The sequence below is a fragment of the Streptomyces sp. NPDC088785 genome, from assembly GCF_044750685.1.
Taxonomy (GTDB): Bacteria; Actinomycetota; Actinomycetes; order Streptomycetales; family Streptomycetaceae; genus Streptomyces.
Genome location: NZ_JBIVKH010000001.1, coordinates 520,698 through 547,230, shown reverse-complemented (window position 1 = coordinate 547,230; position 26,533 = coordinate 520,698). Strand labels below are relative to the sequence as shown.

Genomic DNA, 26,533 nt, shown 5'->3' with positions numbered 1-26,533 from the left:
GCGCTGACCTGCACAAACGCGGCTGCGGCGGTGTCCCGTAGAAAAATCTACGCAACAGGTGTGACGTTTTTGGAGCCTGTGACGCAGTACTGAGTGAGCCGACTGGTCATCGGCCGCGCACGAGCCGGGGTTCCCCCCGTACCTTCGGCTCAGTGCCACTGGCGTGGGTGGGACACGTTCCCCCGGTCCCACCCACGCCGCTCATCACCAGTAGACGACGACCTTGTCCCCGGTGCGGACCTGGTCGAAGAGGCGCGCGATCTTCGCCTCGTCCCGGACGTTCACACAGCCGTGCGAGGCGCCCGCGTAGCCGCGGGCCGCGAAGTCCGAGGAGTAGTGCACCGCCTGCCCGCCGCTGAAGAACATCGCGTACGGCATGGGCGTGTGATAGATCGTCGACACGTGGTGCCGGGACTTGAAGTCCACGTGGAACACGCCCTCGCGGGTGGGCGTGTACTGGGAGCCGAACCGCACGTCCGTCGTCATCAGCCGCTTGCCGTCGACCATCCACGACAGCGTCCGGCTGGTCTTGCTGACGCACAGCACCCGGCCCGTCAGGCAGCGCGGGTCCGGCTTCGCCGCGGGCCGGCCGCCGGAGGCGTACAGCTCGTCCCGGCTCGGCGCGTGGGTCATCCGCAGCAGCCGCTGCCAGGTCACGGTGTCGGTGGTCCCGGTGCGCGCCAGTCCGCGCTTGCCCTGGAAGCCCTCGACCGCCGCGGCCGTCGAGGCGCCGTACGTGCCCGTCGGCCCGTCGAACAGCCACGCCACCTGCCGCAGCCGCGCCTGCAACTCCCGCACCCGCGGGCCCTCGTCCCCGCGCGCCCACAGCGTCCGGCCCGGCTTCGGCGGCGCGGTGGCGGACGGTTTGGCGTCGTCGCGCGCCGCGGACGCGGGTGCGGAGGCGGGTGGTGCGGAGGGGGTGGGGGACGCGGGGGCCGAGGACGCCGCCGCGGAAGGGGAGTGCGTGGCCGGGGCGGACGACGCCGGTCCGGCCGACGGGCTCGACGCGGCGCCCCCGACCGCCTGGGCCGTGCAGCCGCCGACCAGGGCCAGTACCCCGGTGGCGGCCAGTGCGCTCCGCAGGACCGATGTCCGCATGATGTCCCCCACCTGTCGCGTCGTTCTCCTGTGTATCCAGTGATGCTGCCCGCCGCCGAAACGTTGCGAACTGCCACTACAGTCCGTCCCGAGGGTCGACGACTACTGGTAAGTAACCCGCTGGAGGCACCACCATGGCGCGCGCATCCGAGTCCGGACTGCCCATCGAGCCGGTCTACGGCCCGTCGGATCTCGACGGCTGGGACCCCGGGCGGCAGCTCGGCGAACCGGGCGGGTACCCCTTCACCCGCGGTGTCTACCCCACCATGTACACCGGCCGCCCCTGGACCATGCGCCAGTACGCCGGATTCGGCACGGCCACCGAGTCCAACGCCCGCTACCGGCAGCTCATCGCCCACGGCACCACGGGCCTCTCCGTCGCCTTCGACCTGCCGACGCAGATGGGCCACGACTCGGACGCACCGCTCGCCTCCGGCGAGGTCGGCAAGGTCGGCGTCGCCATCGACTCGGTGGACGACATGCGGGTGCTCCTCGACGGCATCCCGCTGGACCGGGTGTCGACGTCCATGACCATCAACGCCCCCGCCGCCCTCCTGCTGCTGATGTACCAACTGGTCGGCGAGGAGCAGGGCGTGAGCGCCGACCGGCTGACCGGCACGATCCAGAACGACGTGCTCAAGGAGTACATCGCCCGCGGCACCTACATCTTCCCGCCCAAGCCCTCCCTCCGGCTGATCGCGGACATCTTCCAGTACTGCCGGGCCGAGATCCCGAAGTGGAACACCATCTCGATCTCCGGCTACCACATGGCCGAGGCGGGCGCCTCGCCCGCGCAGGAGATCGCCTTCACCCTCGCCGACGGCATCGAGTACGTGCGCACCGCCGTCGCCGCCGGCATGGACGTCGACGACTTCGCCCCGCGCCTGTCCTTCTTCTTCGTGGCCCGGACGACGATCCTGGAGGAGGTCGCCAAGTTCCGTGCCGCGCGCCGCATCTGGGCGCGGGTGATGAAGGAGGAGTTCGGCGCCCGGAACCTCAAGTCGCTGATGCTCCGCTTCCACACCCAGACGGCCGGGGTCCAGCTGACCGCCCAGCAGCCGGAGGTGAACCTGGTCCGCGTCGCCGTCCAGGGCCTCGGCGCCGTCCTCGGCGGCACCCAGTCGCTGCACACCAACTCCTTCGACGAGGCCATCGCGCTGCCGACCGACAAGTCCGCCCGGCTCGCCCTGCGCACCCAGCAGGTCCTCGCCTACGAGACCGATGTGACCGCCACCGTCGACCCCTTCGCCGGGTCCTACGTCGTCGAGCGGATGACCGACGACGTGGAGGCCGCCGCCCTCGCGCTCATGGCGCGGGTGGAGGACCTGGGCGGCGCGGTCAGCGCGATCGAGCACGGCTTCCAGAAGTCCGAGATCGAGCGCTCCGCCTACCGCATCGCGCAGGAGACCGACTCCGGCGAGCGCGTCGTGGTCGGCGTCAACCGCTACCGGCTCGACGAGGAGGAGCCCTACGAACCGCTCCGCGTCGACCCCGCCATCGAGGCCCAGCAGGCCGAGCGCCTGGACCGGCTGCGCGCCGAGCGCGACCAGGAGGCGGTGGACACCGCGCTGGCCGCCCTGAAGGAGGCCGCCGCCGACGACACCAGCAACGTCCTGTACCCGATGAAGGACGCCCTGCGCGCCCGCGCCACCGTCGGCGAGGTCTGCGACGCGCTGCGCGAGGTGTGGGGCACCTACGTCCCCGCCGACACCTTCTGACCGGACCACCGGACCACCGGCCCGGGCGCCCGTCCGGCCGCCGCCCCGACCCCTCCGGCCTGCGCTTTTCACGACGTGAAACCCCGGCGCGGAGTGTCGTACTCATGTGCGACACTCCGGGCATGCTGGGTGTCATCGATCTTCCGACCTATCTCGCGGGCCTCGTCCTCATCGTCCTCCTCCCGGGGCCGAACTCGCTGTACGTGCTCTCCGTCGCCGCCCGTCGCGGCATCCGCACCGGCTACCGGGCCGCCGCCGGTGTCTGGTGCGGGGACACGGTCCTGATGACCCTGTCCGCCGCCGGGGTCGCCTCCCTGCTCCAGGCCAACGACGTGGTCTTCGGCATCGTGAAGTACGCGGGCGCCGGCTATCTCACCTGGCTCGCGGTCGGCATGCTGCGCGCCGCCTGGTCGATGTGGCGCACCCGGCGCGAGCGGCTCGCCGCCGAGGTGTCCGGGGAGCCGGCCGCGGAGGGCCAGGAGCGGCCGTTCCGCCGCGCTTTCGTGATCAGCCTCCTCAACCCCAAGGCGATCCTGTTCTTCATCGCCTTCTTCGTGCAGTTCGTCGACCCCTCGTACGCCTATCCGGCGGTCTCCTTCGTGGTCCTCGGCGCCTTCGCGCAGCTCGCCAGCGTGCTGTACCTCTCGGCGCTGATCTTCAGCGGCACCCGGCTCGCCGCCGCCTTCCGCCGCCGCAAGCGGCTCTCGGCCGGGGCCACCTCGGCGGCCGGCGTGCTCTTCCTCGGGTTCGCCGTGAAGCTGTCGCTGGCCAGCGTCTAGCCGGTGTGCCCCCGGGGCGCCTCACGCCCCGGCGCCGAGGCCCAGCCCCGCCAGATACTCCGCCGCCCCCTGCGCCGAATCCCCGGCCCATCCCACGTGGCCGTCCGGCCGCACCAGGAAGACGCCGGTGCCGTACGCCGCGTACGGCGGGACCGTGACCGCGCGGACCGACGGGTGGCCGGCGGGCGGCAGCGCCGCGCCCGCGGTGCCCACCGAGAGCAGCGTCCAGTGCGGGCCCCGGAAGGCGTCGAAGAGGCGGATGCCGCCGGGGCGGCCGTCCGGAGCCCGGTCGCCGGCCCGCAGCGCGTCCTCGGCCGGCTCCGCGCGGGTCTCCACGCTCAGCGCCGACTCCCGGTACCCGATGCCCAGTTGGCGCAGCTCGCCGCCGCGGCGCACCGGGGTCGCCGAGCGGTGGATGCGGGTGCTGACCCCGAGGATGCCCGCCGCGACCGGTATCCGCTCCTCCTCATAGGTGTCCAGCAGGGACCCGGGGGCCCCGGCGAGGACCGCCGCCAGCTTCCACGACAGGTTGTACGCGTCCTGCACGCTCGTGTTCAGCCCCTGGCCGCCCGCCGGGGAGTGGACGTGCGCGGCGTCGCCGGCCAGGAAGACGCGGCCCTCGCGGAAGCGGTCGGCCAGGGCCGCCCGCGCCCGGAAGTCCGAGGCCCAGAGCACCTCGGCGACGTGCTCCTCGGAGAGCGCCGTGCGCGCGGCGAGGAGCTCGGTCACGCCCGCCGGTGAGGTGTCGGGGCGGGCCGTCTCGTCCGCGTACTGCGCGAGCAGCTGGAAGACCCGGCCGGACTCCGGCGCCGACGGCAGCGGGCAGAACGCCACCGTGCCCCCCGGGGCCTTCGGCCACACGTGCCAGTGGGTGTCGGGGACCGGGGCGTCGTCCGTGACCCGCACGTCCGCGACCAGCATCGGCTTCGGGTCCACCGTCTCCCCGGTCATGCCGATGCCGAGCAGCCCGCGGACCGTGGAGCGGCCGCCGTCCGCCGCCACCGCGTACCGCGCGCCGACCGTCGTGCCGTCCGCGAACGTCGCCGTCACCCCGTCCGCGTCCTGCGCGAGGCCCGTCAGCTCCGTCCCGAAGCGGACCTCGCCGCCCAGCTCGCGCAGTCGCGCGTACAGCACCTCCTGCGTGCGGGCCTGCGGTATCAGCCAGCCATTGGCGAACGGGACCTGCTCGGAGGGCTCGGCGCGCTCCATCATGTCCCACTCCTCGCCCGGCTCGGCGCCCTCCCACATCCGCATCGTGGGGTACTCCGAGCCCGCCGCGCGGATCGCGTCCAGCACCCCCAGGTCGTACAGCACCTCCTGCGTGCGCGGCTGGAGGCCCTTGCCGCGCGACCCGGGGAACAGGCCGTCCGCCCGCTCCACCAGCAGCGCGTCCACCCCGCGCCGCGCCAGATCCGCCGCCAGCACCAGGCCCGTCGGGCCCGCGCCCACGATCAGGACGTCCGTCGTCGCCACCGTCATCGCCCTCGCCACCCTCTCCTTAACGCCGTTAAGTCCGATGGATCGAGCATCGCCTTAACGGCGTTAAACTGTCAAGCGTGGCCGACGAGAAGAACCCGAAAGACGCGAAGAAGCCCGAGCCGGACAGGTCCAAGCCCGACAAGCCCAGGCTCGACAAGGCGTACGTCGCCGACACCGCCCTGGACCTGCTGAACGACGTGGGTCTTGAGGGCCTCACGCTGCGCGCCATCGCCAAGGAGCTGAACGTCCAGGCGCCCGCCCTGTACTGGCACTTCAAGAACAAGCAGGCGCTGCTCGACGAGATGGCGACCGTGATGTTCCGCCGCATGATCGGCACGGCCGGGCCCGACGTCGCCCACGAAGCGACCCGGCCCCAAGAACCGCACCAGCCCCACGAGCCGACCCGGCCCCACGGCACCTGGCAGGAGTGGCTCACGCTCGGCAACCGCCGACTGCGCGCCACGCTCCTGCGCTACCGCGACGGCGCGAAGGTCTTCAGCGGCTCACGGTTCACCGGGGCCGACCACGGACCCGGGATGGAGGCGAGCCTGCGGTTCCTCACGGACGCCGGGTTCACCGCCGACCAGGCGGCCTGGGCGACCTCCACCGCGTACATGTACACCCTCGGGTTCGTCACCGAGGAGCAGGGCATGCAGCAGCCCGCCCCGGGCGCCGCGCCGCCCGTCGACCTCGCGGAGCGCGCCGAGACGCTGGCCGGCTACCCGCTGGCCGTCGCCGCGGGGGAGCGGCTGTTCACGGGCTACGACGAGCGGTTCGAGGAGGGGCTGCACCTGATCGTGGCGGGGATCGAGGCGCGGTACGGGGTGCGCTGACCCGGACCGCGGCGGCGGCCCGCCCTAGCGGGGGCCGGTGGTCAGCGCCCCGCGCAGCCGGGGCGTCGCCCACCGCTCCACGTACCGGTTCACCAGCCACGCGAACACCAGCATCGACGCGACCGTCGCCGCGAACGTGACGGACGACGGCAGCCCCACCCGCCGGTGCAGGAAGCCGATCACCACCCAGCCCAGATGCTCGTGGACCAGGTAGAAGGGGTAGGTCAGGGCGCCCGCGGTGGTCAGCCAGCGCCAGTTCACCCGGCTCAGCCGGCCCGCGGCGATCGCCGCGACCGCCGCGAAGCCCAGCGTGACCACCACCACGATGCCGGCCGACGAGCGCTGCGAGAAGGCGTGCGGATCGGGCGCGTGCCACAGCCCGGCCACCGCGTAGTGCTGCCCGATCGCCCAGCCGACGGCGGCGATGCCCCAGCCGAGGACGTCGCGCCGGTCGCGGTGGACCAGGTACAGGCCGATGCCGCCGATGAAGAACGGCGCGTATTCGGGCATCAGCAGCACGCCGAGGAACGGCTCGCCCGACGCCTGCGCCAGCGCCGCCGCCAGGGTCCACACCGCGCAGAACAGCACCACCCGCCGCCGCGTCGCGCCGGGCAGCACCACGCACAGGGCGAACAGGGCGTAGAAGCGCAGCTCCGCCCAGAGCGTCCAGCACACGCCGAGCACCCGGTCGGCGCCCAGCGGCTGCTGGAGCATCGTCAGGTTCAGCAGCGCGTCGCTGGGCGAGACCGTCGCGTAGGCGACCGTCGGCAGCGCGAAGACGGCCGTCACCAGGACGACCGCCACCCAGTACGCGGGGAAGAGCCGCGCCACCCGGGACGCGAAGAAGGACCGCAGCGGCCGGCCCCAGCCGCTGCGGCAGATCACGAAGCCGCTGATGACGAAGAAGATCTGCACGCCCAGGCAGCCGTACGCGAACAGGCCGTGCAGGGAGGGGAACTGCTCGCGCGGCGAGGTGCCCCAGGCGGTGGCGACGTCACCGCCCCGGCCGCCGTAGTGGTAGGCCGCGACCATCAGCGCGGCGACCAGCCGCAGCCCGTCCAGGGCGCGCAGCCGCCCGTCGCCGCCCGCGCCGCGCGACCGGGACGGCCCCGGGAGCGGACCCGGCGTGGCGTCGGCCGGCGCGGTGGCCGGCCTGCTGACGGCCGTCTCGGTCACGGGTGCCACTCCCTGCTGTGTCGCGGTCGGTGTCGCGGTCGGTTTCGCGGTGCAGCGCGGCGCGGTGCGGTGCGGCACGGTGCGGTGCAGCGCGGCGGCGGTGCACCGGCCACACTAGGCAGCGCCGCGGCGGGTGCCGAGGCGTCGCGGGCCCGGTTCGCCGAGTGCTCGCGAGAACGTCATCCGCCGGTCACCCGCCGTCAGCCGAGATAGCGGCGCAGGTTCAGCCGCCCCCACAGCAGGCTGGTGGCGAACGACAGCGCCAGGACCGCGGCGAGCAGCCCGACCAGGAGCAGCCCCGCCAGCGGACCGCTCAGGTCCGGCGAGACCAGCGGCCGCACGAGCTCCTCGACGAACAGCACGTGCACCATGTACGCGCCCAGCGCGGCACCGGCGAGCCTGCGCAGCAGCGGCCGCCACCTCTCGGGCACGTCGACCCGGCTGACCAGGAGCAGCACGCAGATGAACATGGCGGCCACGAACAGGTGGGCGTTGGGGATCACGTAGTGGACCTGCGTGTTGTACCAGAGGCACGCCGCGATGGTGACCGGCAGCAGCACCAGCAGCGCCTTGCGCCCCCGCACGACACCGGCCGGGAGGGCGAAGAGCATCGCGCCGCCGACCGCGTACACCAGCGAGTACGTGCTGAACCCCCAGGCCACCGCGGGCATGTCGTGCCCGGTGACCGAGGTGACGGTGCTCATCACGCTGGGCAGCACGGCGATGCCGAGGAGCGCCGCGCCCAGGCCCCACGGGCGCTTGCCCGCCCGGATCAGCATGGCGAACGCGAGGAGCACGATGATCGGAATGTAGGTGTACATGAACCACAGGTGGTAGGCGGGCTGCACGGAACCGAAGAGGGAGTCCGCCGCCAGCTCGGTCATGGGCCGCTCGTTGCGGTCGCGCAGCCAGGCCCACAGCAGGTACACCGCGGTCCAGGCGAACAGCGGGATCGTGTTGCGCACGATCCGCTTCCACATGCGGGCGCTGTCCTTGGGCGGCGCGCCCACGAGCACCGCCCACCCGGCTATCGCGAAGTACATGGGGACGGCGAACGGGTTGATCGCCTCGGCGACGTGTCCCGCCCAGTAGGTGCCGGAGCCGTTCGCCGGGTCGTTGCCGGTGGAGCGGATGAACTGGGAGCCGACGTGCCCCAGCATGACGATGGCGGAGCACAGCAGCCGCATCAGGTCGACGTCGAAGCGGTGCTCGCGCGCCGCGGCCGGCTGCACCACGACGGTCGGGGCGGCCGCATCGGCGGCGCTGTGCGCGGTCGCCGCGGACGCCGCGGTCTCGGCCGGGCTGAGGGTCGTCTCGGGTTGCACGGCACGCCTTTCGGGGGCGGGAGGGAGGGGGACGGTCATCGCCCGGTGCGCCGGACGGTCTGGCCGACGACGCGCCGGGCACGGCGCGCGCGGAGCTTCGCGCGGGCCTGCGGTCCGGCGCCGGGCAGGTCGAGTTCGGCCAGGCGCGGCTCGGGGAAGTAGCGGGCGGGCAGCCCGGCGAGATGCGCGCGCAGGTACGCCTCGGCGTGCTCGCGCGACGACTCCTGGAGGGCGGGCTGCATGCAGAAGCCGATCGTGCGCACCAGCGGCGCCAGGGTGTCCGGGGCGGCGCCGACGAGGGCGGCGGACGCGCCCTCGGCCAGGTCGGGCAGCACATGGTCGATGATCGCCAGCGGGACGCGGTTGCTGTTCTGGTACGGCTTCAGCCGCTCCATCACCAGCGCGGTGCCGATCCGGCCGACGGGAATGCCGTAGTACGCGGACGCCGTCACCATCGCCGTGGAGAAGCAGCCGACGACCAGCTCGGGCCGGGCGTGCGCGTACAGCGTCTCGGCGAGCAGCGGCGCGTCGAGCACGGTGAGCCGCACGCCCGCGTCGGCGGCGGCCTTGTCCAGCGCCGCCGAGTAGCTGGGCGGCGCCGTCGGGTGCGGCTTGAAGACGACGGAGGTGTGCCCGGCCCGCGCGGCGGCGGTGAGCATCCGCACGTGCAGGGCCTCCTCCTCGGCCGCGCTCAGGATGTTGATGGCCGCGAGGTACTGCCCCAACAGGACCGCGGTGGGCGCCTGTTCGCGTACGGGCGTCAGCAGCGGGTCGCCGGCGGCCTCGGCCGCGATCTCGTCGAGCACCGCGCGGAACGCCGCGTCGGGCACGATCTCGGGTTCCACGTCGAACTCGGAGAGCAGCAGCGGGCGCAGGCCCGGCACCAGGTCGAGGTGGAGCAGCCGCTGGATGCGCGAGCCGATGGACAGCGGCAGCCGCTCGCGGGTCGGGCCGTAACTCATCAGGCCGTCCGCGTACACGTGCACGGCGCTCTCCGAGAAGATCGCGGCCAGCGCGCGCCCGGGGTTGACCTGGATCGACTCGACGGCGAGCTCGACCCGCTCGCGCGGGTCGATGTCCCAGGCGAGCCGGAACGCCCGCTGCCACAGCGTCACGTCGTCGCCGCGCGGGCCCCAGACGCTGGGGTGGTGCGGGCGGATCGCGTCGTTCCAGCCGACCACGCGGTCGAAGCGGCGCGCGATCGACGCGTAGCCGTGCATCTCGTCGAGGCGCAGCGCGGTCTCGGGCACCGTCGCGTTCTGGGAGACCAGGAGGATGCGGCGGATGCGGCGGGCCTCCTCGGGCGCGCCGAAGCGGCCCGCGTCGAGCGCGGCGGCCAGCGTGGCCGCTCCGTAGAGCGTCGAGACCTGGAAGATCTGGGTGGTGCGGTGGGTGCTGTACGGCATGGGTCAGGCAGCCTTCCGCCCGTCACGCAGGCGGCTGAGAACGCGGCTCCGCTTGCTGTCGATCGATCTGAGGGTCTCCTCCAGCACCTGCTCGGGCATCCGGTGGAGGGCGGCGCGGGCCTCGCGGCGCAGTCGCCGGGCCGCCGCGGGGTCGTACGTGTCGGCCTTGGCCAGGTGGAAGGCGATCATCGCGCAGTACGTACGGACGGCCTTGGGGAGGAAGCGGTCGGCCTCGGGGTCGTTCCGCACGTCCTCCAGCAGGAGGTCGTAGGCCGGGATGAAGTCCAGCTGGCGGTCGTCCTTGACCTGGGTCAGGGAGGTCGCCACGCCCCGCCGGTAGAAGATCCCGTGCAGGCCCACGGCCGCGTACGTCCGTGCCTTCAGGTGCAGCCGCCAGATCCACAGGCGGTCCTCGGCGGTGCGCAGCCGGGTCGCGAAGCGCATCCCGCCGTCGGCGAAGAGGTGCCCGCCGTAGATGCCCGCCCAGACGAAGGGGTAGTCGACCATCGTCTCCCGGTGGGCCGGGGCGATGCCGTCGCGGGCCGCGAACACCGTGTCGCGGGCGCCGGCCGGCGGGCGCCGCACGACCCGGTCGCGGCCGGTGGCCTGGACGTGGTCGGTGCGGGCGAAGTCGCAGCCCAACCGCTGTATTCGGTCGACGAGTTCCGGGAGGTGGCCGGGCGCGTACCAGTCGTCGCCGTCGAGGAAGGTGAGGTAGTCGCCGTCCGCCGCGTCGATGCCGGTGTTGCGGGCCTGGGCTATGCCCCGGTTCTCCTCGTGGCGCAGCACGCGCGCGTTGGGGAGTTTCGGCGCCCAGCGGTCGATGATCCGCGCGGTGGCGTCCGTGGAGCAGTCGTCGACGATCAGGAACTCGAAGTCGGGGTGCACGTTGCCGACGAGGCTCCGCAGGGTGCTCTCGGCGAAGGCCCCCACATTGTGCATGGGGACGATGACGGAAAGTATCGGCACGCGTGCCACTCCAAAAATGTTCGAGCCTGGGGCGGGTCGTGCACAGGTTATGGATGTTCCCGTGGAGAACGGTGACCGGAAAAGCGCCGTTGGGTGAACTCTGATTCCGTGCCAGGTGAATTGTCGGAACGTGCCGTGTGCCGGCCGCTTTTCCGGGGAGAGCCGGAGGATCACATGCGGAAGGTCCCGCGCAGTTCGGCGATGTTCGCCCGCGTCGTCCGCCACAGCGGCGCCTGCGCGGCGCGCACGTCCGCCACGGCCGCGTCGTGGTCGTCGAGGATCGCCGCCGCCCGCTCCGCGAGGCGCGCCCCCAGCTCCCGGTCGTGCACCGACAGACCCCAGTCCGGGCGGTCGATGTCCGACAGGAAGTACGCGAGCTTGGGATGGGAGACGAGGCTGAGGATCGGCGTGCCGCAGCCGAACGGGATCATGCCCGCGTGCCCGCGCATCCCGATGACCAGGCGGGCCCGCCGGTACAGGTCGCGGATCGCGTCGTTCGACAGCGCGTACAGCCGCTCCACGGGCAGGCTCAGGCCGTGCTCGCGGCGCAGGTCGTGCACGAACTTCTCGTCGGCCGGCATGTGGGCCGCGTACCGCACGTCGGCCCGCCCGCGCACGCTCCGCAGCGCGCCCGCCAGCTGGGCCAGGAAGTGCCCGTAGTCGTGGCCGAAGCGCAGCCCGGACCGGTCGTACGCGCAGTTGACGAGGACGGTGTCGGAGCGCGGGACCCGCTCGGCGGGCGGCACCAGCAGGTCGGCCACCGTCGTCGGGCACGGCTGGTGCCGCACCCGCTCGCGCAGCTCCTCGGGCAGCAGCTCGCGCACCCGGTCGATCGAGCCGTGGTTGCGCAGCCCGAAGAACGCCGACCGCTCGACCAGCACCCGCAGGCTCTCGGCGAACCGGGCCCTGCGGTACTTCTGCCCGTCGAAGACGTTGTAGCCGACGGCGAACACCGCGAGCGGCGCCGTCAGCCGCCGCAGCAGGGCGTCCGGCACGTTCCACTGCCAGTGGCTGTTGCTGTTGGGCGAGGTGTCCGGCAGGAAGAGGCCGCCGCCGCCCACGACCACGCCGCGCCGCGCGTTGAGCCGGTCCAGCGCCTCGTCGTCCACCAGCAGGTGGGCGTGCCGCTCGTGCCAGCGGCCGGGCCCGGTGTCCGGACCGAAGCACTGGCGCACCGCCTCGGGCAGCACCTTGTCGCCCGCGTTCTCGTGGCCCTCCGCGAACAGCGCGACGTGCGCGAGCTGTTCGTCGGCCGGTCCGGCCGCCGCCGCTCCCGCTTCCGGCCGCGCGTCGACGCCCGTACGGATGTACCAGCTGTGGCACCCGGCGTCGGTCGGGTCGGCGGACAGGCCCTGCCGGGCGTAGGCGTGCGCGTCCGCGTCCCGGCCGCACAGCCAGGCGAGCCGGGCCAGTTGGGCGAAGGCGCGGGGCGCGGTGTCGGGGGCGGCGGCGGCCAGCAGCAGATGGGTCTCCGCCTCGGCGTAGCGGGACAGCGCCATCAGGCACAGGCCCAGCGTCTCGTGGCAGCGCGGCGCGTCCGCCCGGTCGTCGAGGACCGGGGCGAGCACGGCGACGGCCTCGTCGTAGCGGCCCTGCTGGCGGTACCCGTCGGCGACCGTGCGGGCCAGGTCGAGGGAGGGCCGGGCCGCCAGGAGCGGCGGCGCGAGGTGTGCGACCAGTTCGGGGTGCTTGCCGCCGGGCAGCGCCCGGTACGCGGCCCGGAACGCGTCGTCGTCCAGCTCGAAGCGGCGCCGCGCCTCGGCGGCCGGGTCGTGGCCGGGCGCGTCCGGGGCGTGGTCGAAGTGCAGCACCGCCACCCCCGACGGCACCGGCAGGCCGCCGTGCAGCCGCCGGGTGCGGAAGTCGTAGCGCGCGTCGACCGGCACCAGCAGGTCACCGAGCACGTCGTCGAGGCCGCCCGGCGCGGCCGACGCGAGCCGGCCCGCGAGCGCACCGGCCACATCAGTCGCACCGAGCACCTCGGTACCACCGGCCACCCTGGTCGCCCCGGTCGCCCCGGTCACTCTGCCTGGATCTCCTGGATCTGCTGGATCTGCGGTATCCGCTGCATCTACTGCATCTACTGTGTCCACCGCCCCCTTCACGTCCACCCGCTGCACCACGAGCAGCCCGTCGGGCAGCACCGCGCGCCGCTCGGCGCCCGTCGCGTCGCCCCACACCTGCGGGACGGCGGCCACCCCGTGCCGCAGGCGCAGCAGTTCGCCGAGGCCGCCCAGGACGACCATCGACGGGTCCAGGACGATCACCGTGTCGTGGTCCCGCAGGCCGAGCACCCCGGCCCGCGTCGACGCCCGGCGGGTGAGCACCCGGGGATGCAGCCGCCGCAGCCCGTCGAACGCGGCGTCCGGCAGCCCGGGATGGAGGACCACCACGTCCTCGCAGACGGCCGGGTTGGTGAGCACCAGGCTGCGCAGCAGCGTGGCCAGGGCGGGCAGCGTGCCGGCGTCGGTGTGCACGGCGAACGCGATCCGCCGCCTGCCGGTGACGGCCGAGCGGTCGTCGGCGCGGGAGTGGCTCATCGCAGACTGGTCCTCATCGTGCTGTCGTCGACATGCGTCGAGTGGTCCGCGACCCACGCGGCCTCCGCGGGGCGCAGCGCACCCGCGCCGCCCGGCCGGAGGCCGACGAGGTCGAGGCGGGGGCTGACGTCCAGGAAGTCCAGGAGCCGCAGGACGGTGAAGGCGGTGGAGGCGGCGGCGCCGTCGGACCCGCCGGCTCCATCGGACCCGCCCAGCAGCGCCGGGTCGGTCAGCGGGCGGCGCAGCGACACGTCGCCGACGTACTGCTGGGCGCCCGGCACGAGCCGCCCGCGCACGACGCGGCGCCAGCGCGGCGCGTCCTCGGCGAACACCAGCCGGATCGCGGCCGGCGCGGTCCACGGGGGGCCGTCCCAGGGAGTGGCGCCGCCCGGCGTCACGGCGTGCAGGTCGGTGCGGACGCCGGTGCCGGACGCGTCGGGGCGGAACGCGTCGCAGCGCACCACCAGGTCGTAGCCGTCGGTCCCGGCGCCGAGCGCGCCGCGGGCACCCTCCTCGGCGCCCGCGACCACGCAGACGCTCTTGCCGGTGAGCAGCGCCCGCAGCCCGGCGACGCCGACGGGGACGGTGGTGTCGGACAGGCCGGCGGGCACGGCGTCCCGCTCGACGAGCCGCCGGTAGGTGCCGTACAGCTCCGCGAGGCGGCGCACCGCGGGATCGCCCGCGCCGTCCCGGGCCAGCCGTCCCCTGACCAGGGCCGCCAGCCGCGCGGTGACCTCGGCGGGCGGCGCGGCGGGCCGGCCCGGGGCGGCCCGCAGCCCGGCGCTGTGCGCGTCGTCGCCGGGGACCAGGGCGGCCACCTCGTCGAGGACCGCGCGCCGTTGCCGCAGGGTGTCGATCCGGCGGGCGGTGCCCGGGGCGCCCTCGCCGCCCGGCACCAGCGCCAGATAGCGCTCGTAGGACTCCAGCGCCTCGTCGTCGCGGCCCAGCCCGTCCAGGGCCGCGCCGTGCAGCCGCCAGGCCGCCCGGGAGCGCCGGCGCAGCAGCGTCGCGGTCCCGGCGACGCTCAGCGCCAGCTCGGCCGACGCCTGCCCGCCCGCCTCCAGCGCCCGCTCCCCGACGCCGAGCAGCGCGTCGAAGGGGTCGGCGGCCGGACCGCCGACCGACGCCGTCAGGGTGCCGATCGCCTGGGTGAGCCGGGTCTGCCGGGGGACTGCCGGACCCGGGGCGTCCGGCGCGGCCGGGGCGCCCTGAGCGGCGAGGTAGGCGCCGCACCGGTGGACGCTGCCCGCGTACAGGGCCGACCTGGCGGCGTCCCGCTGCCGCGCCTTGAAGAGTCCCGCCAGGGGGTTCGTCATGCGCTCACCGTTCTTGTGGTCTCCCAGTCGTTCCCCCGCCCCGCGCCGCGCGCGGCCGGAGGCCTGAATGTGCCCCACCGCACGGCGCCCCGGGCGGCTTCCCGGTGGACGGTGGGTGAACTCTCCCGGCGCGTACGGCGGTCCTCAGCTCCTGACGGCCCGCCACGTCCGGCGGGCGCGCCGGGCCACCCGGCGGGCGGTGGAGTTGCGCGGCAGGAACCCCAGCCGCTGCGGGAGCCCGCCCGGCAGGGCCAGCACGGTCAGCCGGCGCCGCTTGAAGTACCGCTGGACCCGCTCGTCGAAGTGCTCGGAGAGGAACCGCTCGGCCGCCGGCCGCAGCGCGGGCAGCACCTGCGGCTGCATCGCGAAGCTCACCGCGTCGACCAGCCCCGCGAGCCGCTCGGGCGGCAGCGGGTCGGCCGGGTGCGCCGCCTCCAGGTCCGGCAGCAGGGCGTCGGCGAGGACGAGCGGGATCCGGTTGCTGTTCTGGAACGGCGCGAGGCGGTCCAGGAGCGTCCCGGTCCCGATCCGGGCGACGGGCAGCCCGTAGAACGCGGACGCCGTGAACAGCGCCGTCGAGAAGCAGCCGACGACCAGGGCGGGCCGGGCCCGGTCGAACAGCACCTCCGCGAGCACCGGCTCGCCGACGACGGTGAGGTCGACGCCGAGCCGCTCCGCCTCGGCCGCCAGGGCCGGTTCGTCGTCGGCCGGGGCCATCGGGTGCGGCTTGAAGACGAGCGTGCGGTGGCCGCGCGCGACGGCCCCGCGCATCATCCGCACGTGCAGCCGCGTCTCCTCGTCGGGTGTGAGGATGCCCAGGGCGGACAGGTACTGGCCGAGCAGCAGCGCGGCCCCTTCGGGCACGGCCGGCACCTCGCCGCTCGCACCCGCCAGGGCGCCCAGCACCTTCAGGAAGTTCTCGGCGGGCACGATCTCCGGCGGGACGTCGAACTCGCCGAGCAGCACCGGCCGCAGCCCCGGGACCAGGTCCAGGTGGAGCAGCCGGCGCACGCGCGTGCCGATCAGCGGGTCGATCTTGTTGCGGGTGGGGCCGTAGCTCATCAGTCCGTCGGCGTACGCGTGGATGGGCGCCCCGGTGAAGAGGGAGGCGAACGCCAGCGCCGGGTTGACCTGGAGCGACTCCAGGACCAGCTCGACCCGGTCGTCGCCGAGCCGCCACAGGGTGCGCAGATAGCGCTCCAGGAGCGGGATGTCGTCCTGGCGCGGGCTCCAGGCCGCCGGGTGCAGCGGGCTGATGGCGTCGTTGAAGGACAGCACCTCGTCGAAGTGCCGGCGCAGCGCGGCGAACCCGGGCATCTCGTGCACGCCCGGCGTGGTCTCGGGCACCGCCGCGTTGTTGAACACGAGCAGGACGCGCCGGTCCGGTTCGCTGAAGCGGCCCGCCTCGACGGCCGCGGCGAGCGTGGCCGCGCCGTACAGCGTGGAGGCGCAGAAGATCTGGGTGGTACGGGGCATCAGGCGGCCGCCTTCGCTGAGGTGACCCGTCGCCGGAGCCTGCGCAGGCGCAGGGCGCGGTCCAGGTCCATGGTGTCGAGGACGCCGGTGAGCAGCGGCTGGGGCATCCGCTCCAGCGCCGCCGCGCTCATCACGCGCAGCCGCTTGGCGACGGCCGGCTCGAACTTCTCGATCTCCGTCAGGTGGTGGGCGATGATCGCGCAGTAGGTGCGCGCCGCCTTGGGGAGCAGCCGGTCGGCGTCCGGGTCGGCGGCCGTCTGCGCGAGGACCTCGTCGAAGGCGCGGATGAAGTCGAGCTGGCGCACGTCGCCGATCTGCGTCAGCGACGTCGTCACCCCGCGCCGGTAGAACACGCCCAGCAGGCCCACGGCGGCGAACGAACCGGCCTCGCGGTGCAGCCGCCAGATCCACGGCCGGTCCTCGGCGGTGCGCAGCCCGTCCGTGAAGTGCAGCAGCCCGCGCTCCAGCAGCCGCCGGTGGTAGACACCGGCCCAGGCGTACGCGTAGTCGACCGACGTGGTGCGGTCGGCGGGCAGGATCGCCTCGCGCGGGACGAGGACCTCGTCGCGCCGGCCCACCGGCACCCGGGACACCGACCGGGCCCGGCCCCGGGTCTGCACATGGTCGGTGCGGACGAAGTCGACGCCCAGCCCCTCGATGGCGGCCACCAGTTCGGACAGGTACCCCGGGGCGAGCCAGTCGTCGCCGTCGAGGAACGTCAGGTACGCGCCGCGCGCCGCGTCCAGGCCCGTGTTCCGGGCCGTGGCCAGACCGCCGTTCCGCTCGTGCCGGACCAGGACGGCACCGGGCAGCTCGCGTGCCGCACGCGCGAGTATCGCGGGGGTCTCGTCCGTGGAGCAGTCGTCGACGAGAATGAATTCGAAATCGTCGCGTGTGTTTGTGCGAAGGCTCCTGAGGGTGTCGGGCGCGTATTGCTGCACGTTGTAGAACGGCACGATGACGGAGAGCTTGACCACCCGTCGGACGCTAGATGACGGCCTGACATGCGGATTGGCCGACGCCTTGATGGGCGATGAACGACATGTGTCGGAACGGTGAACCGCCGCCGCCGCGGCCGAATTCCCGGGCCGATTCGCCATTCGGCGATCTGTTGTTAACCGTTTGTTGCGTTCGGGTTGGGCCGCGGCTCGGAATCACTTCCTACGTTCTTCCACGTGCCAGCAAGTAGCAATACGAGGACCGAAAAGGCGCCCGAGGGCGCGCTCAGGGCCGCCGTGCTCGCCGACTCCGACACCCGATGGAAGTGGGGCTCGCTCACCGCCGCCCGCCTGCTGGGCGACGCCGCCCGGCTCGACGGATACCTGCTCCGCGGCCGCGCCACCCCGACGCCCCGCCAGCTCGGCGAGGTGGGCGTGCGCGCCGACCGGATGAGCGAGGTCACCGCCGTCGAGTTCCTGCGCGAGATGCGCCGCGCGCCCCAGCAGTACGACGTGGTCGTCCTCGCCCTCGTCGGCGGAGCCGTCCAGGCCGTACTGCACGGACTCGGGCACGCCTGGCGCGAGGTCGCCGACCGCCCGGTGGTCGTCACCGGCTACGTCGGCGTCGTCTACGAGAAGCTCGCCGACGGGCTGCTCCTGCGCCACGGCGCCGACGTCGTCCTCGCCAACTCGGCCTACGACGCGGACCGGTTCCGCGCCGTGTACGAGGGCGTGGGCGCCGACGCCTCGGCGGTCACCGAATGCGCGCTGCCGTTCCTCGGGGGCGCGCCCCACACGGCGGACCACGACCCGTACACGGTGGTCTTCGCGGCGCAGCCGTCCGTGCCGGACACCCCGGCCGACCGGATGTACCTCCTCGAACGCCTGGTGCGGCACGCCCGGCAGCACCCCGAGCGCGAGGTCCTGCTCAAACTGCGCAGCAGGCCCGGCGAACACACCACGCACCTGGAGGAGACCCCCTACCAGAAGCTCGCGCAGCGCATCGAGACCCCCGCCAACTTCCGTCTGGTGTACGGGAACATGGGCGAGGTCCTGGACCGCACCGATCTGCTCGTCACGGTCAGCTCCACCGCCGCCCTCGAAGCCCTGCACCGGCGCATCCCCACCGCCCTCCTCACCGACCTCGGCGTCCGCGAGGCCCTGGGCAACCACCACTTCACCGGCTCCGGCTGCCTGGTCTCCTGGGACCGGCTCGACGCGGGCCTGCGCCCCGAGCCGGACCCCGCCTGGCTCGCCCGGCAGGGCGTCGCCGCCGACGGCACCTACGCGCGGGCCTTCGACGGCGCGCGCGCCCGGGTCACCGCCCTGCTCGGCCGGGACCGGCCGGCCCTCGCGCCGTACTACTCCCGCACCACCGCCCCCGGCTACCTGCCGCGCATCCTCGCCCGCCACCACCTCGCGCCCGACGGCAGCCCGCTGCCCGGCGCCCCGGCCGCCGACAAGGACCCCGGCGCCGTCCGCCAGATCGTGCGCAGGGCCGCCCGCGGCGCCTACCGCCACGGCGTGCAGCGCGTCGCCCCCGTCATCCGGCGGATGGGCGAGCTGTGAGCCCCCGCACCCCCGCCGCCCCCGAACGCCCCGAACGCCCCGAAGGAGCACCGCACATGACCGACCCGGAAGCGGTCAAGGCCGCCCCCGTACGCCGCGTCCTCGCCGTCGTCCCGGCGCGCGGCGGCTCCAAGGGCGTACCGGCCAAGAACCTCGCCCCGGTCGGCGGCGTGCCCCTGGTGGCCCGCGCCGTGCGCGAGTGCCTGGCCACCCGGCACGTCACCGACGTCGTGGTCTCCACGGACGACGCGGCCATCGCCGCCGCCGCCCGCGAGGCGGGCGCCGAGGTCGTCACCCGGCCCGCCGCCATCGCCGGCGACAAGGCCACCTCCGAGGCGGCCGTGCTGCACGCCCTGGACGCCCACGAGGCCCTACAGGGCGCGGCCGTCGACGTGGTGCTGCTCGTGCAGTGCACCAGCCCCTTCCTCGTCCGCGAGGACGTCGACGCGGTGGTCGCCGCGATCGTCGAGGGCGGCGCCGACAGCGCCCTGACCGTCGCGCCGTTCCACGGCTTCGTGTGGCGCGACGCCGCGGACGAGCCGCAGGGCATCGCCGGCGAGCGGGCCGCCGCCGTGGCCGGCTCCGCCACCCTGGTCGCCGAGACGGCCACGGCGGGCGGCGGCTACGGCGTCAACCACGACAAGTCCTTCCGGCCGCGCCGCCAGGACCGCCCCCAGGACCTCCTGGAGACCGGCGCCGTGTACGCGATGGAGGCCACCGGCTTCCGCCGCCACGAGCACCGCTTCTTCGGCCGTACGGAACTGGTGCGCACCGACCCCGCGCGCGTCCTGGAGATCGACGACCCGCACGACCTGGCCCGCGCCCGCGCGCTGGCCCCCCTCTTCGACCAGCGCACCCTCCCCACCCGGGAGGACATCGACGCGGTCGTCCTCGACTTCGACGGCACCCAGACCGACGACAAGGTGCTGATCGACTCCGACGGACGGGAGTTCGTCACCGTGCACCGCGGTGACGGCCTCGGCATCGCGGCCCTTCGCAGGAGCGGCCTGACGATGCTCGTCCTGTCCACGGAGGTGAACCCGGTGGTCGCCGCCCGGGCCCGGAAGCTCAAGATCCCGGTCCTGCACGGCATCGACCGCAAGGACCTCGCACTGAAGCAGTGGTGCGAGGAGCAGGGCATCGCGCCGGAGCGCGTGCTCTACGTCGGCAACGACGTGAACGACCTCCCGTGCTTCGCCGCGATCGGCTGGCCCGTGGCGGTCGCGAGCGCCCACGACGTCGTACGCGACGCCGCCCGCGCGGTCACCACCGTCCCCGGTGGCGAAGGCGCGATCCGGGAGATCGCCAGCTGGATCCTCGGCCCCTCTCTCGACACCCTCGAAACCACGTAAGGAACGCATCTCTCATGTCTGTTCTCAACTCCCGCCTCCGCACCTTCGGTTCGCGCACCGCGGGCCCCGGTCAGCCCGTGTACATCACCGGCGAGATCGGCATCAACCACAACGGCGACCTGGAGAACGCGTTCAAGCTGATCGACGTCGCCGCCGAGGCCGGCTGCGACGCCGTCAAGTTCCAGAAGCGCACCCCCGAGATCTGCACCCCGCGCGACCAGTGGGACATCGAGCGCGACACCCCCTGGGGCCGGATGACGTACATCGACTACCGCCACCGCGTCGAGTTCGGCGAGGACGAATACCGCCGGATCGACGAGCACTGCAAGAAGCGCGGCATCGACTGGTTCGCCTCCCCGTGGGACACCGAGGCCGTCGCCTTCCTGGAGAAGTTCGACGTCCCCGCCCACAAGGTCGCCTCCGCCTCGCTCACCGACGACGAGCTGCTGCGCGCCCTGCGCGCCACCGGCCGCACCGTCATCCTCTCCACCGGCATGTCGACGCCGAAGCAGATCCGGCACGCGGTCGAGGTCCTCGGCAGCGACAACATCCTGATGTGCCACGCCACGTCGACGTACCCGGCGCAGGCGGAGGAGCTGAACCTCCGCGTCATCAACACCCTCCAGGCCGAGTACCCGAACGTCCCGATCGGCTACTCCGGCCACGAGACCGGCCTTCAGACGACCCTCGCGGCCGTCGCCCTCGGCGCCGCCTTCGTCGAGCGCCACATCACCCTCGACCGCGCCATGTGGGGCTCCGACCAGGCCGCCTCGGTGGAGCCGCAGGGCCTGACCCGCCTGGTCCGCGACATCCGCACCATCGAGGCCTCCCTCGGTGACGGCGTCAAGAAGGTCTACGAGTCCGAGCTCGGCCCGATGAAGAAGCTCCGCCGGGTCGCGGGCGTCGTCGCCGAGTCGGAGATCGCCGTCGCCGCCGGCGAGCCCGTCGGCGTCTGATCCACCGGTTCATCGAGCCACGGTCGGTCCGGCGCGCCCGACGCGCCGGACCGACCCGGCGTCCCCCGGGAGGGCCGCAGCATGTCCGGCAGTACGCTGTGCTTCGTCGAGAGCCCGGTACAGCTCCTCAACGTTCTCGAATGGGCCCACCTCGACGGCGGCCACGCCACCGTCGTCGTCCTCTCGCCCACCGACCCGATGACCCGCGGCCAGCTCCGCCGCGTCGCCGAACTCGCCCGCGAGGAAGGCCACGTGGTGCGCTGGGAGGAGGCCCGCGGCGGCGCCACCGCGCCGTTCCAGACCATCGGCGGCCTCGCCGGGCCGCTGCGCGCCGCGGACCGGATCGTGCTCGGCGACCCGTTCTCCCGCTACGTGCAGCTGCTGCTCACCATCACCCGCGCCCGCGAACTGGTCGTCGTCGACGACGGCACCGCCACCATGGAGTTCGTCAGCCAGCTCGCCGGCGGCGGGCGGCTGGTGCGCTGGCACCGGCGCGGGGGCCGCCCCGGGCCCCGCGACCTCGTCTTCGGCCCCGTCGCCTCGGCCGCCCGCCGCCGGCTCACCCCGCGCGAGGGGGGCCGCCACGCGGTCTCCCTGTTCACCTCCATGCCGGTCGAGGGCGTGCCGCGGGGGGTGACGGTCACCGAGAACACCTATGCCTGGACGCGGGCCCGGTTCGGCCCGCCGCGCCTGACCCGCGGCGCCGACCTCGTGGGGACCTCGCTGGTGGAGACCGGGGTCGTCGACCTCGACCGCTATCTCGTCGCGGTGCGCGAACTCGCCGCCGCGCACGGCGCCACCCGCTACTTCGCGCACCGCCGCGAGAGCTCCGACAAACTCCACCGGCTGGCCACCGAGACCGGCCTCGAAGTCGTCCGCCCCGACCTGCCGCTCGAACTCATCGCCCGCCGCGGCCCCATCGGCCGCACCATCCTCAGCTTCCCGTCGACCGTCGTGCACACCCTGCCCATCGCGCTGGAGGGCACCGGGGTGAAGGTCGCCGTCTGCGAGATCGACCCGGCCTGGCTGCGGGAGGGCGTCTCCGCCCACGCGCAGGGCTTCCTGGCGGGCATCGCGGACTCCGCCCGCGGGGTCCGCACCGTCTAGGGCCCTCAGAGGCTGCGGGCGGTGATGTCGCCGTAGCCGGTGGTCGCGTGGACGGCGAGCCCGGCGCCGGCGCCGTCGGCGTTCCTCAGGGTGTTGTGCACCCGGCCGAAGGCGGTCCCGGCGTCGAGCGTGGCCGAGACGCCGCGGGCGGCGCCGACCGTCACGTCGCCGGCCTCGGTGCGCAGGGTGACCGTGCCCCGGGTGGCCTCGGCGACGCTCAGGTCGCCCTTCATGGTGGTGATCGTCGCGTCCCCGGTCAGCCGGCCGACGGTGACGTCGCCCTCCTTGAGGCCGAGGCGGACGCTCGCGGCCTCGTCGAGCTTGACCGGGCCGCGGGCGCCGTCGAAGGCGACGTCGCCGAGGCGTCCGACACCCCGCAGCTCGGCGGCGGCGGCCGTCGCCGCCACGTGCGAGCCGGCCGGGAGCTGCACCGTCACCTCGACGGTGCCGGAGGGGCCGACGAGCCTGTTCGACGCGGCCGGGGCGGCGATCCGCAGCCGCCCGTCGGCGTAGGAGACCTCGATCTGCTCGGCGGCCCGCACGTCGCGGCCCCGGCCGGGGTCGGCGGGCCGGACCTCGACCACGGTGTCGGCCCGGTCGGCGGCGATGAGCCGGATGCGTCCCGCGGGGATGTCGAGGACGGCGGAGATGGTGGCGGGGGTGGCGAAGGTCTGCATCGCTGGCTCCTCAAGTCGCGCTCTCGTTGTTTCCGATGAATGAAACGCTACGTTGCATTCACGATATAGGCAACGCATTCGTCGCACTGGAAACAGGTAGATGCAGCTCAGAGCCGTAATTTCATTGCAACGGTCTCCCTGTTAACGCAACAGACGGCAGGCCGGTCGTTGCAACAGAATGGACGTGAACGCTATGGTCGCGGGGAAACGGCCACGGATGTGAGGAGACGGCGATGCCGGGAGGCAGGCTCACCCAGCAGGAACGGCAGCAGATCGGGCTGGGACTGGCCGACGGCCTCGCCTACGCCGAGATCGCCCGGCGCCTGGACCGCCCCACCTCGACCGTCACCCGCGAGGTGATGCGCAACGGCGGCCCGACCTCCTACCGCGCCGACCTCGCCCACCGCGCCACCGAGCAGCGCGCCCACCGGCGCCGGCAGGCCGCGCCCCGGGGCGCCCAGCCGGCCGCGCGGCCCGGCGGGCGCGACGACGCGGCGGTACGGGAGTTCGAGGAGACGTTCACCACCGTCATGATGGCGTCGGGCATGCCCAGGATGATGGCCCGCGTGCTCTCCAGCATCTGCCTCAGCGACTCGGGCAGCCTCACCGCGGCCGAACTCGTCCAGCGGCTCCAGGTCAGCCCGGCCTCCGTCTCCAAGGCGGTCGCCTTCATCGAGGGGCTCGGCATGGTGCGCCGCGAGCGCGACGAGCGGCGCCGCGAGCGGTACGTGGTCGACGACGACATCTGGTACCAGTCGATGGTCGCCAGCGCGCAGGCCACCGCCCGCATCGTGGGGATCGCCCGCGAGGGCTCCGGACTCCTCGGCCCGGCCACACCGGTCGGCGTCCGCCTGGAGAACATCGCCCGCTTCCTCGACTTCGTCTCCGAGAACACCGCTCGCGCCGCGGAGCAGGCCCGCTCGATCCTCCATGCGAAGCCGGTGGAGGCCGACTCGGGGGAGGAGGAATAAAGAGCCGTCATACCCTCCTCGGGCGATCGACATGCGCGGCCCGGCCGGATTTCTTACGTCAATCTGGCTGAAGTTTTGTTGATCGAGCGTGAGTTGACCCCCGTGTCGCCCTACCCTTCAGAGGGTGAACCAGATGAAGTCCCGAGAGTCCGAGGCCGACCAGCCGGGTGGAGCCGCCGGGGATCCCGCCCCTGGCGCCGCGCTCCCCGGCACGCTGTCCGAAGCCCTGCGCGCCGAACTCATCGCCTTCCGGCGCGACTTGCACATGCACCCCGAGCTGGGCAACCAGGAGTTCCGCACCACCGCCGCGCTCAAGGCACGCCTGGAGCGGGCCGGGCTCGTACCGCGCGTGCTCGGCATGGGCACCGGACTCATCTGCGACATCGGCACCGAGGACGGCGAGTGGCGCGGCGGGCGCGGCATGTTCGCCCTGCGCGCCGACATCGACGCCCTGCCCATCCCGGACACCAAGGTCACCTGCGCCTACCGGTCCACCGTCCCCGACCGCGCGCACGCCTGCGGGCACGACGTGCACACCACCGTCGTGCTCGGCGCCGGCCTCGTCCTGGCCGACCTGCACCGCCAGGGCCGGCTGCCGCACCCGGTGCGGCTGATCTTCCAGCCCGCCGAGGAGGTGCTGCCCGGCGGCGCCCCCGACGCCATCGAGTGCGGGGTCCTGGACGGCGTACGGAAGATCGTCGGGGTGCACTGCGACCCGAAGGTCGAGGCCGGGCGGCTCGGGCTGCGGTCCGGGCCCATCACCTCCGCGTGCGACCGGCTGGAGGTCACCCTCGACGGGCCCGGCGGGCACACCGCGCGCCCGCACCTGACCACCGACCTCGTCGTCGCCGCCGCCAAGCTCGCCACCGAGGTGCCCGCGCTGGTCGGCCGCCGGGTCGACGCGCGCTCCGGGCTCTCCGTCACCTGGGGGCGCCTGGAGACCGGCCACGCCTGCAATGTGATCCCGCAGCACGCCGAGCTGTCCGGCACCGTGCGCTGCCTGGACCTGGACGCGTGGCGGCAGGCGCCCGACCTGGTGCACGCGGCGATCCAGGAGATCGCCGACCTCTACCGGGCCAAGCCGGTCGTGAACTACGTGCGCGGCGTGCCGCCCGTCGTCAACGACCCGGCGGTGACCGAGCTGCTGCGCGAGGCCATGACCGCCCGGCTCGGCGCCGAGTCCGTCGAGGACACCCAGCAGAGCCTGGGCGGCGAGGACTTCTCCTGGTACCTGGAGCACGTCCCCGGTGCGATGGCCCGGCTCGGGGTGAAGGCGCCGGGGGACCGGGTCAGCCGCGATCTCCACCAGGGGGACTTCGACGCCGACGAGTACGCGATCACGGTGGGCGTGGAGCTCTTCACCGCGGCGGCCCTGCTGGACGCCGACCTGCCCTGACCGGTGACGCCCGGCCCACCGGCCGGTGCACACCTCCCGCGCCGCCGCCCGCGGCGCGGGATCGGGCCCGCCGCAGCAGGCCGCCGCGCCCCCCGCGCCCCGCGATTTACCCCCCTTCGCCCCCGGCGTCACCCCACGACACCCAGATGTAACCCACCCCCGCCACGATCCGGTAACGGCGGGGCCCAACCGGGTTCCGTGGCCCTTCTACGCGCGTTACGCTCCGCCGAACTCAACGCCCTTCGCGGCGTGTTGACGAAGGAGCAGCCCATCATGCGTCGTACTCGTACGTCCCGGCTCACGCGGACCGCCGTGGTCGTCACCGGCCTCGCCCTCGCCGCCACCGCCTGCGGCGGCACCAGCGGGGACAAGGCGGCCTCCGAGGGGAAGAGCAAGAACCTCGGCATCGGTCTCGCCTATGACGTCGGCGGCCGCGGTGACCAGTCCTTCAACGACGCCGCGTACGCGGGCATGAAGAAGGCCACCGACGAGTTCGGCTACAAGAGCAAGGACCTGGAGCCGAGCGACGGCGAGTCCGACGCCGACAAGACCGCCCGGCTGGAGTCGATGGCCAAGCAGGGCTACAACCCGGTCATCGGCGTCGGCTTCGCCTACGCGCCCGCCGTGAAGGCCGCCGCCGCCAAATACCCCAAGATCTCCTTCGGCATCGTCGACGACTCCACGATCACCGCGAAGAACGTCGCGGACCTGGTCTTCAGCGAGGAGCAGGCCTCCTACCTGGCGGGCGTCGCCGCCGCCAAGGCCACCAAGTCGAACGTCGTCGGCTTCGTCGGCGGTGTGGACGTGCCGCTGATCCACAAGTTCGGCGCGGGCTTCCAGCAGGGCGTCAAGGACACCAACAGCAAGATCAAGGTGATCCCGCAATACCTGACCGAGACCCCGGCCGAGGGCGGCTTCTCCAGCCCCGACAAGGGCAAGACCGCCGCCGAGGGCCAGATCGAGAAGGGCGCCGACGTGGTCTACCACGCGGCCGGCCTGTCCGGCCAGGGCGTCATCCAGGCCGCCGCCGCGCACAAGGTGTGGGCGATCGGCGTGGACAGCGACCAGTACCAGCAGGAAGCCCTCGCCAAGTACAAGGACTACATCCTCACCTCGGCCACCAAGGACGTCGGCGGCGCGGTCTACCAGCTCGCCAAGTCGGTGAAGGACGGCAAGCCGCTGTCCGGCGTGACCCGGTTCGACCTGAAGGCGGGCGGCGTCGGCATCACCGACACCAACCCCAAGTTCAAGTCGATCGCCGGTCTCGCGGACGCGGTCGCCAAGGCCAAGCAGGACATCATCGACGGCAAGATCACCGTCGCGACGAAGTAGCCCCCGGGCACCTCGGGCACCGAGCGGGGGGGGGGGCCGGGGCCCCCCCCCCCCCCCCCCCCGGGGGGGGGGCCGGCCCCCCCCCCCCCCCCCCCCCCCCCCCCCGCCCCCCCCCCCCCG

Annotated in this window: 21 protein-coding genes; 10 read left to right on the top strand and 11 right to left on the bottom strand. The window is 73.7% G+C overall.

Annotated elements, in window-relative coordinates; all coding sequences use genetic code 11:
- Positions 1-204: 204 nt before the first annotated feature.
- The gene (locus tag ACIP5K_RS02400) at positions 205-1,098 is read right to left on the bottom strand and encodes a L,D-transpeptidase family protein (RefSeq protein WP_401404141.1); all 894 of its coding nucleotides are present in this window, start codon (positions 1,096-1,098) and stop codon (positions 205-207) included.
- Between the two features lie 134 nt (positions 1,099-1,232).
- Here ACIP5K_RS02400 and ACIP5K_RS02395 point away from each other — a divergent pair, with 134 nt between their 5' ends.
- Together ACIP5K_RS02395 and leuE are read left to right on the top strand one after the other, a co-directional pair.
- A complete protein-coding gene (locus ACIP5K_RS02395) occupies positions 1,233-2,816 on the top strand; it encodes a methylmalonyl-CoA mutase (protein WP_401404140.1) in 1,584 nt (527 codons plus the stop codon).
- Positions 2,817-2,938: 122 nt separating this feature from the next.
- Positions 2,939-3,595 carry a leucine efflux protein LeuE gene (leuE, locus tag ACIP5K_RS02390; RefSeq protein ID WP_401404138.1) on the top strand — a complete coding sequence of 219 codons (657 nt, stop codon included), beginning with the start codon at positions 2,939-2,941 and terminating at the stop codon, positions 3,593-3,595.
- 21 nt (positions 3,596-3,616) lie between these two features.
- On the opposite strand, the gene ACIP5K_RS02385 is transcribed toward leuE, so the two are convergent.
- Positions 3,617-5,074 carry an FAD-dependent monooxygenase gene (locus ACIP5K_RS02385; protein WP_401404137.1) on the bottom strand — a complete coding sequence of 486 codons (1,458 nt, stop codon included), beginning with the start codon at positions 5,072-5,074 and terminating at the stop codon, positions 3,617-3,619.
- A gap of 179 nt (positions 5,075-5,253) precedes the next feature.
- On the opposite strand from ACIP5K_RS02385, the gene ACIP5K_RS02380 reads away from it, so the two are divergent.
- A complete protein-coding gene (locus ACIP5K_RS02380) occupies positions 5,254-5,907 on the top strand; it encodes a TetR/AcrR family transcriptional regulator C-terminal domain-containing protein (RefSeq protein WP_401405236.1) in 654 nt (217 codons plus the stop codon).
- A gap of 24 nt (positions 5,908-5,931) precedes the next feature.
- Here ACIP5K_RS02380 and ACIP5K_RS02375 read toward each other — a convergent pair whose 3' ends face one another.
- The 8 genes from ACIP5K_RS02375 to ACIP5K_RS02340 form a co-directional block, all read right to left on the bottom strand.
- Entirely contained in the window at positions 5,932-7,083 is a 1,152-nt protein-coding gene (locus ACIP5K_RS02375; protein WP_401404135.1) for an acyltransferase family protein, read from the bottom strand.
- Positions 7,084-7,283: 200 nt separating this feature from the next.
- A complete protein-coding gene (locus ACIP5K_RS02370; RefSeq protein WP_401404134.1) occupies positions 7,284-8,408 on the bottom strand; it encodes an acyltransferase in 1,125 nt (374 codons plus the stop codon).
- A gap of 35 nt (positions 8,409-8,443) precedes the next feature.
- Positions 8,444-9,814, bottom strand: a complete 1,371-nt coding sequence (locus tag ACIP5K_RS02365) for a polysialyltransferase family glycosyltransferase (RefSeq protein ID WP_401404132.1) — start codon at positions 9,812-9,814, stop codon at positions 8,444-8,446.
- Positions 9,815-9,817: 3 nt separating this feature from the next.
- Complete coding sequence (locus tag ACIP5K_RS02360; RefSeq protein WP_401404130.1) at positions 9,818-10,783, bottom strand: glycosyltransferase family 2 protein; 966 nt, start codon at positions 10,781-10,783, stop codon at positions 9,818-9,820.
- Between the two features lie 170 nt (positions 10,784-10,953).
- Positions 10,954-13,323: a polysaccharide pyruvyl transferase family protein gene (locus tag ACIP5K_RS02355; protein WP_401404128.1), complete on the bottom strand. Its 2,370-nt coding sequence runs from the start codon at positions 13,321-13,323 to the stop codon at positions 10,954-10,956.
- Entirely contained in the window at positions 13,320-14,639 is a 1,320-nt protein-coding gene (locus ACIP5K_RS02350; RefSeq protein WP_401404126.1) for a hypothetical protein, read from the bottom strand. The genes ACIP5K_RS02355 and ACIP5K_RS02350 overlap by 4 nt, the downstream gene beginning before the upstream one ends.
- Positions 14,640-14,783: 144 nt before the next feature.
- Positions 14,784-16,115 carry a polysialyltransferase family glycosyltransferase gene (locus tag ACIP5K_RS02345; RefSeq protein WP_401404124.1) on the bottom strand — a complete coding sequence of 444 codons (1,332 nt, stop codon included), beginning with the start codon at positions 16,113-16,115 and terminating at the stop codon, positions 14,784-14,786.
- On the bottom strand, positions 16,115-17,092 hold the full coding sequence (locus tag ACIP5K_RS02340) for a glycosyltransferase family 2 protein (protein ID WP_401404122.1): 978 nt from the start codon (positions 17,090-17,092) through the stop codon (positions 16,115-16,117). The genes ACIP5K_RS02345 and ACIP5K_RS02340 overlap by 1 nt, the downstream gene beginning before the upstream one ends.
- Positions 17,093-17,290: 198 nt before the next feature.
- Here ACIP5K_RS02340 and ACIP5K_RS02335 point away from each other — a divergent pair, with 198 nt between their 5' ends.
- From ACIP5K_RS02335 to ACIP5K_RS02320, 4 genes are all read left to right on the top strand, one after another.
- Positions 17,291-18,622: a DUF6716 putative glycosyltransferase gene (locus ACIP5K_RS02335; protein ID WP_401404120.1), complete on the top strand. Its 1,332-nt coding sequence runs from the start codon at positions 17,291-17,293 to the stop codon at positions 18,620-18,622.
- 56 nt (positions 18,623-18,678) lie between these two features.
- Positions 18,679-19,974: a cytidylyltransferase domain-containing protein gene (locus ACIP5K_RS02330; RefSeq protein WP_401404118.1), complete on the top strand. Its 1,296-nt coding sequence runs from the start codon at positions 18,679-18,681 to the stop codon at positions 19,972-19,974.
- Between the two features lie 14 nt (positions 19,975-19,988).
- Positions 19,989-20,930, top strand: coding sequence for an N-acetylneuraminate synthase family protein (locus ACIP5K_RS02325; protein WP_401404117.1), 942 nt, complete (start codon positions 19,989-19,991; stop codon positions 20,928-20,930).
- A gap of 81 nt (positions 20,931-21,011) precedes the next feature.
- Complete coding sequence (locus tag ACIP5K_RS02320; protein WP_401404115.1) at positions 21,012-22,037, top strand: hypothetical protein; 1,026 nt, start codon at positions 21,012-21,014, stop codon at positions 22,035-22,037.
- 5 nt (positions 22,038-22,042) lie between these two features.
- Here the strand turns inward: ACIP5K_RS02320 and ACIP5K_RS02315 are convergent, their stop codons facing one another.
- Positions 22,043-22,714, bottom strand: coding sequence for a DUF4097 family beta strand repeat-containing protein (locus ACIP5K_RS02315; protein WP_401404113.1), 672 nt, complete (start codon positions 22,712-22,714; stop codon positions 22,043-22,045).
- A 233-nt stretch (positions 22,715-22,947) separates the two neighbouring features.
- On the opposite strand from ACIP5K_RS02315, the gene ACIP5K_RS02310 reads away from it, so the two are divergent.
- The 3 genes from ACIP5K_RS02310 (at position 22,948) to ACIP5K_RS02300 (ending at position 26,413) form a co-directional block, all read left to right on the top strand.
- The gene (locus ACIP5K_RS02310; RefSeq protein ID WP_401404111.1) at positions 22,948-23,685 is read left to right on the top strand and encodes a helix-turn-helix domain-containing protein; all 738 of its coding nucleotides are present in this window, start codon (positions 22,948-22,950) and stop codon (positions 23,683-23,685) included.
- Between the two features lie 133 nt (positions 23,686-23,818).
- Entirely contained in the window at positions 23,819-25,081 is a 1,263-nt protein-coding gene (locus ACIP5K_RS02305; protein WP_401405234.1) for an amidohydrolase, read from the top strand.
- Positions 25,082-25,354: 273 nt separating this feature from the next.
- Positions 25,355-26,413 (top strand): BMP family protein, encoded by a 1,059-nt coding sequence (locus ACIP5K_RS02300; protein ID WP_401404109.1) that lies wholly within the window; start codon positions 25,355-25,357, stop codon positions 26,411-26,413.
- The last annotated feature ends 120 nt before the right edge of the window (positions 26,414-26,533 follow it).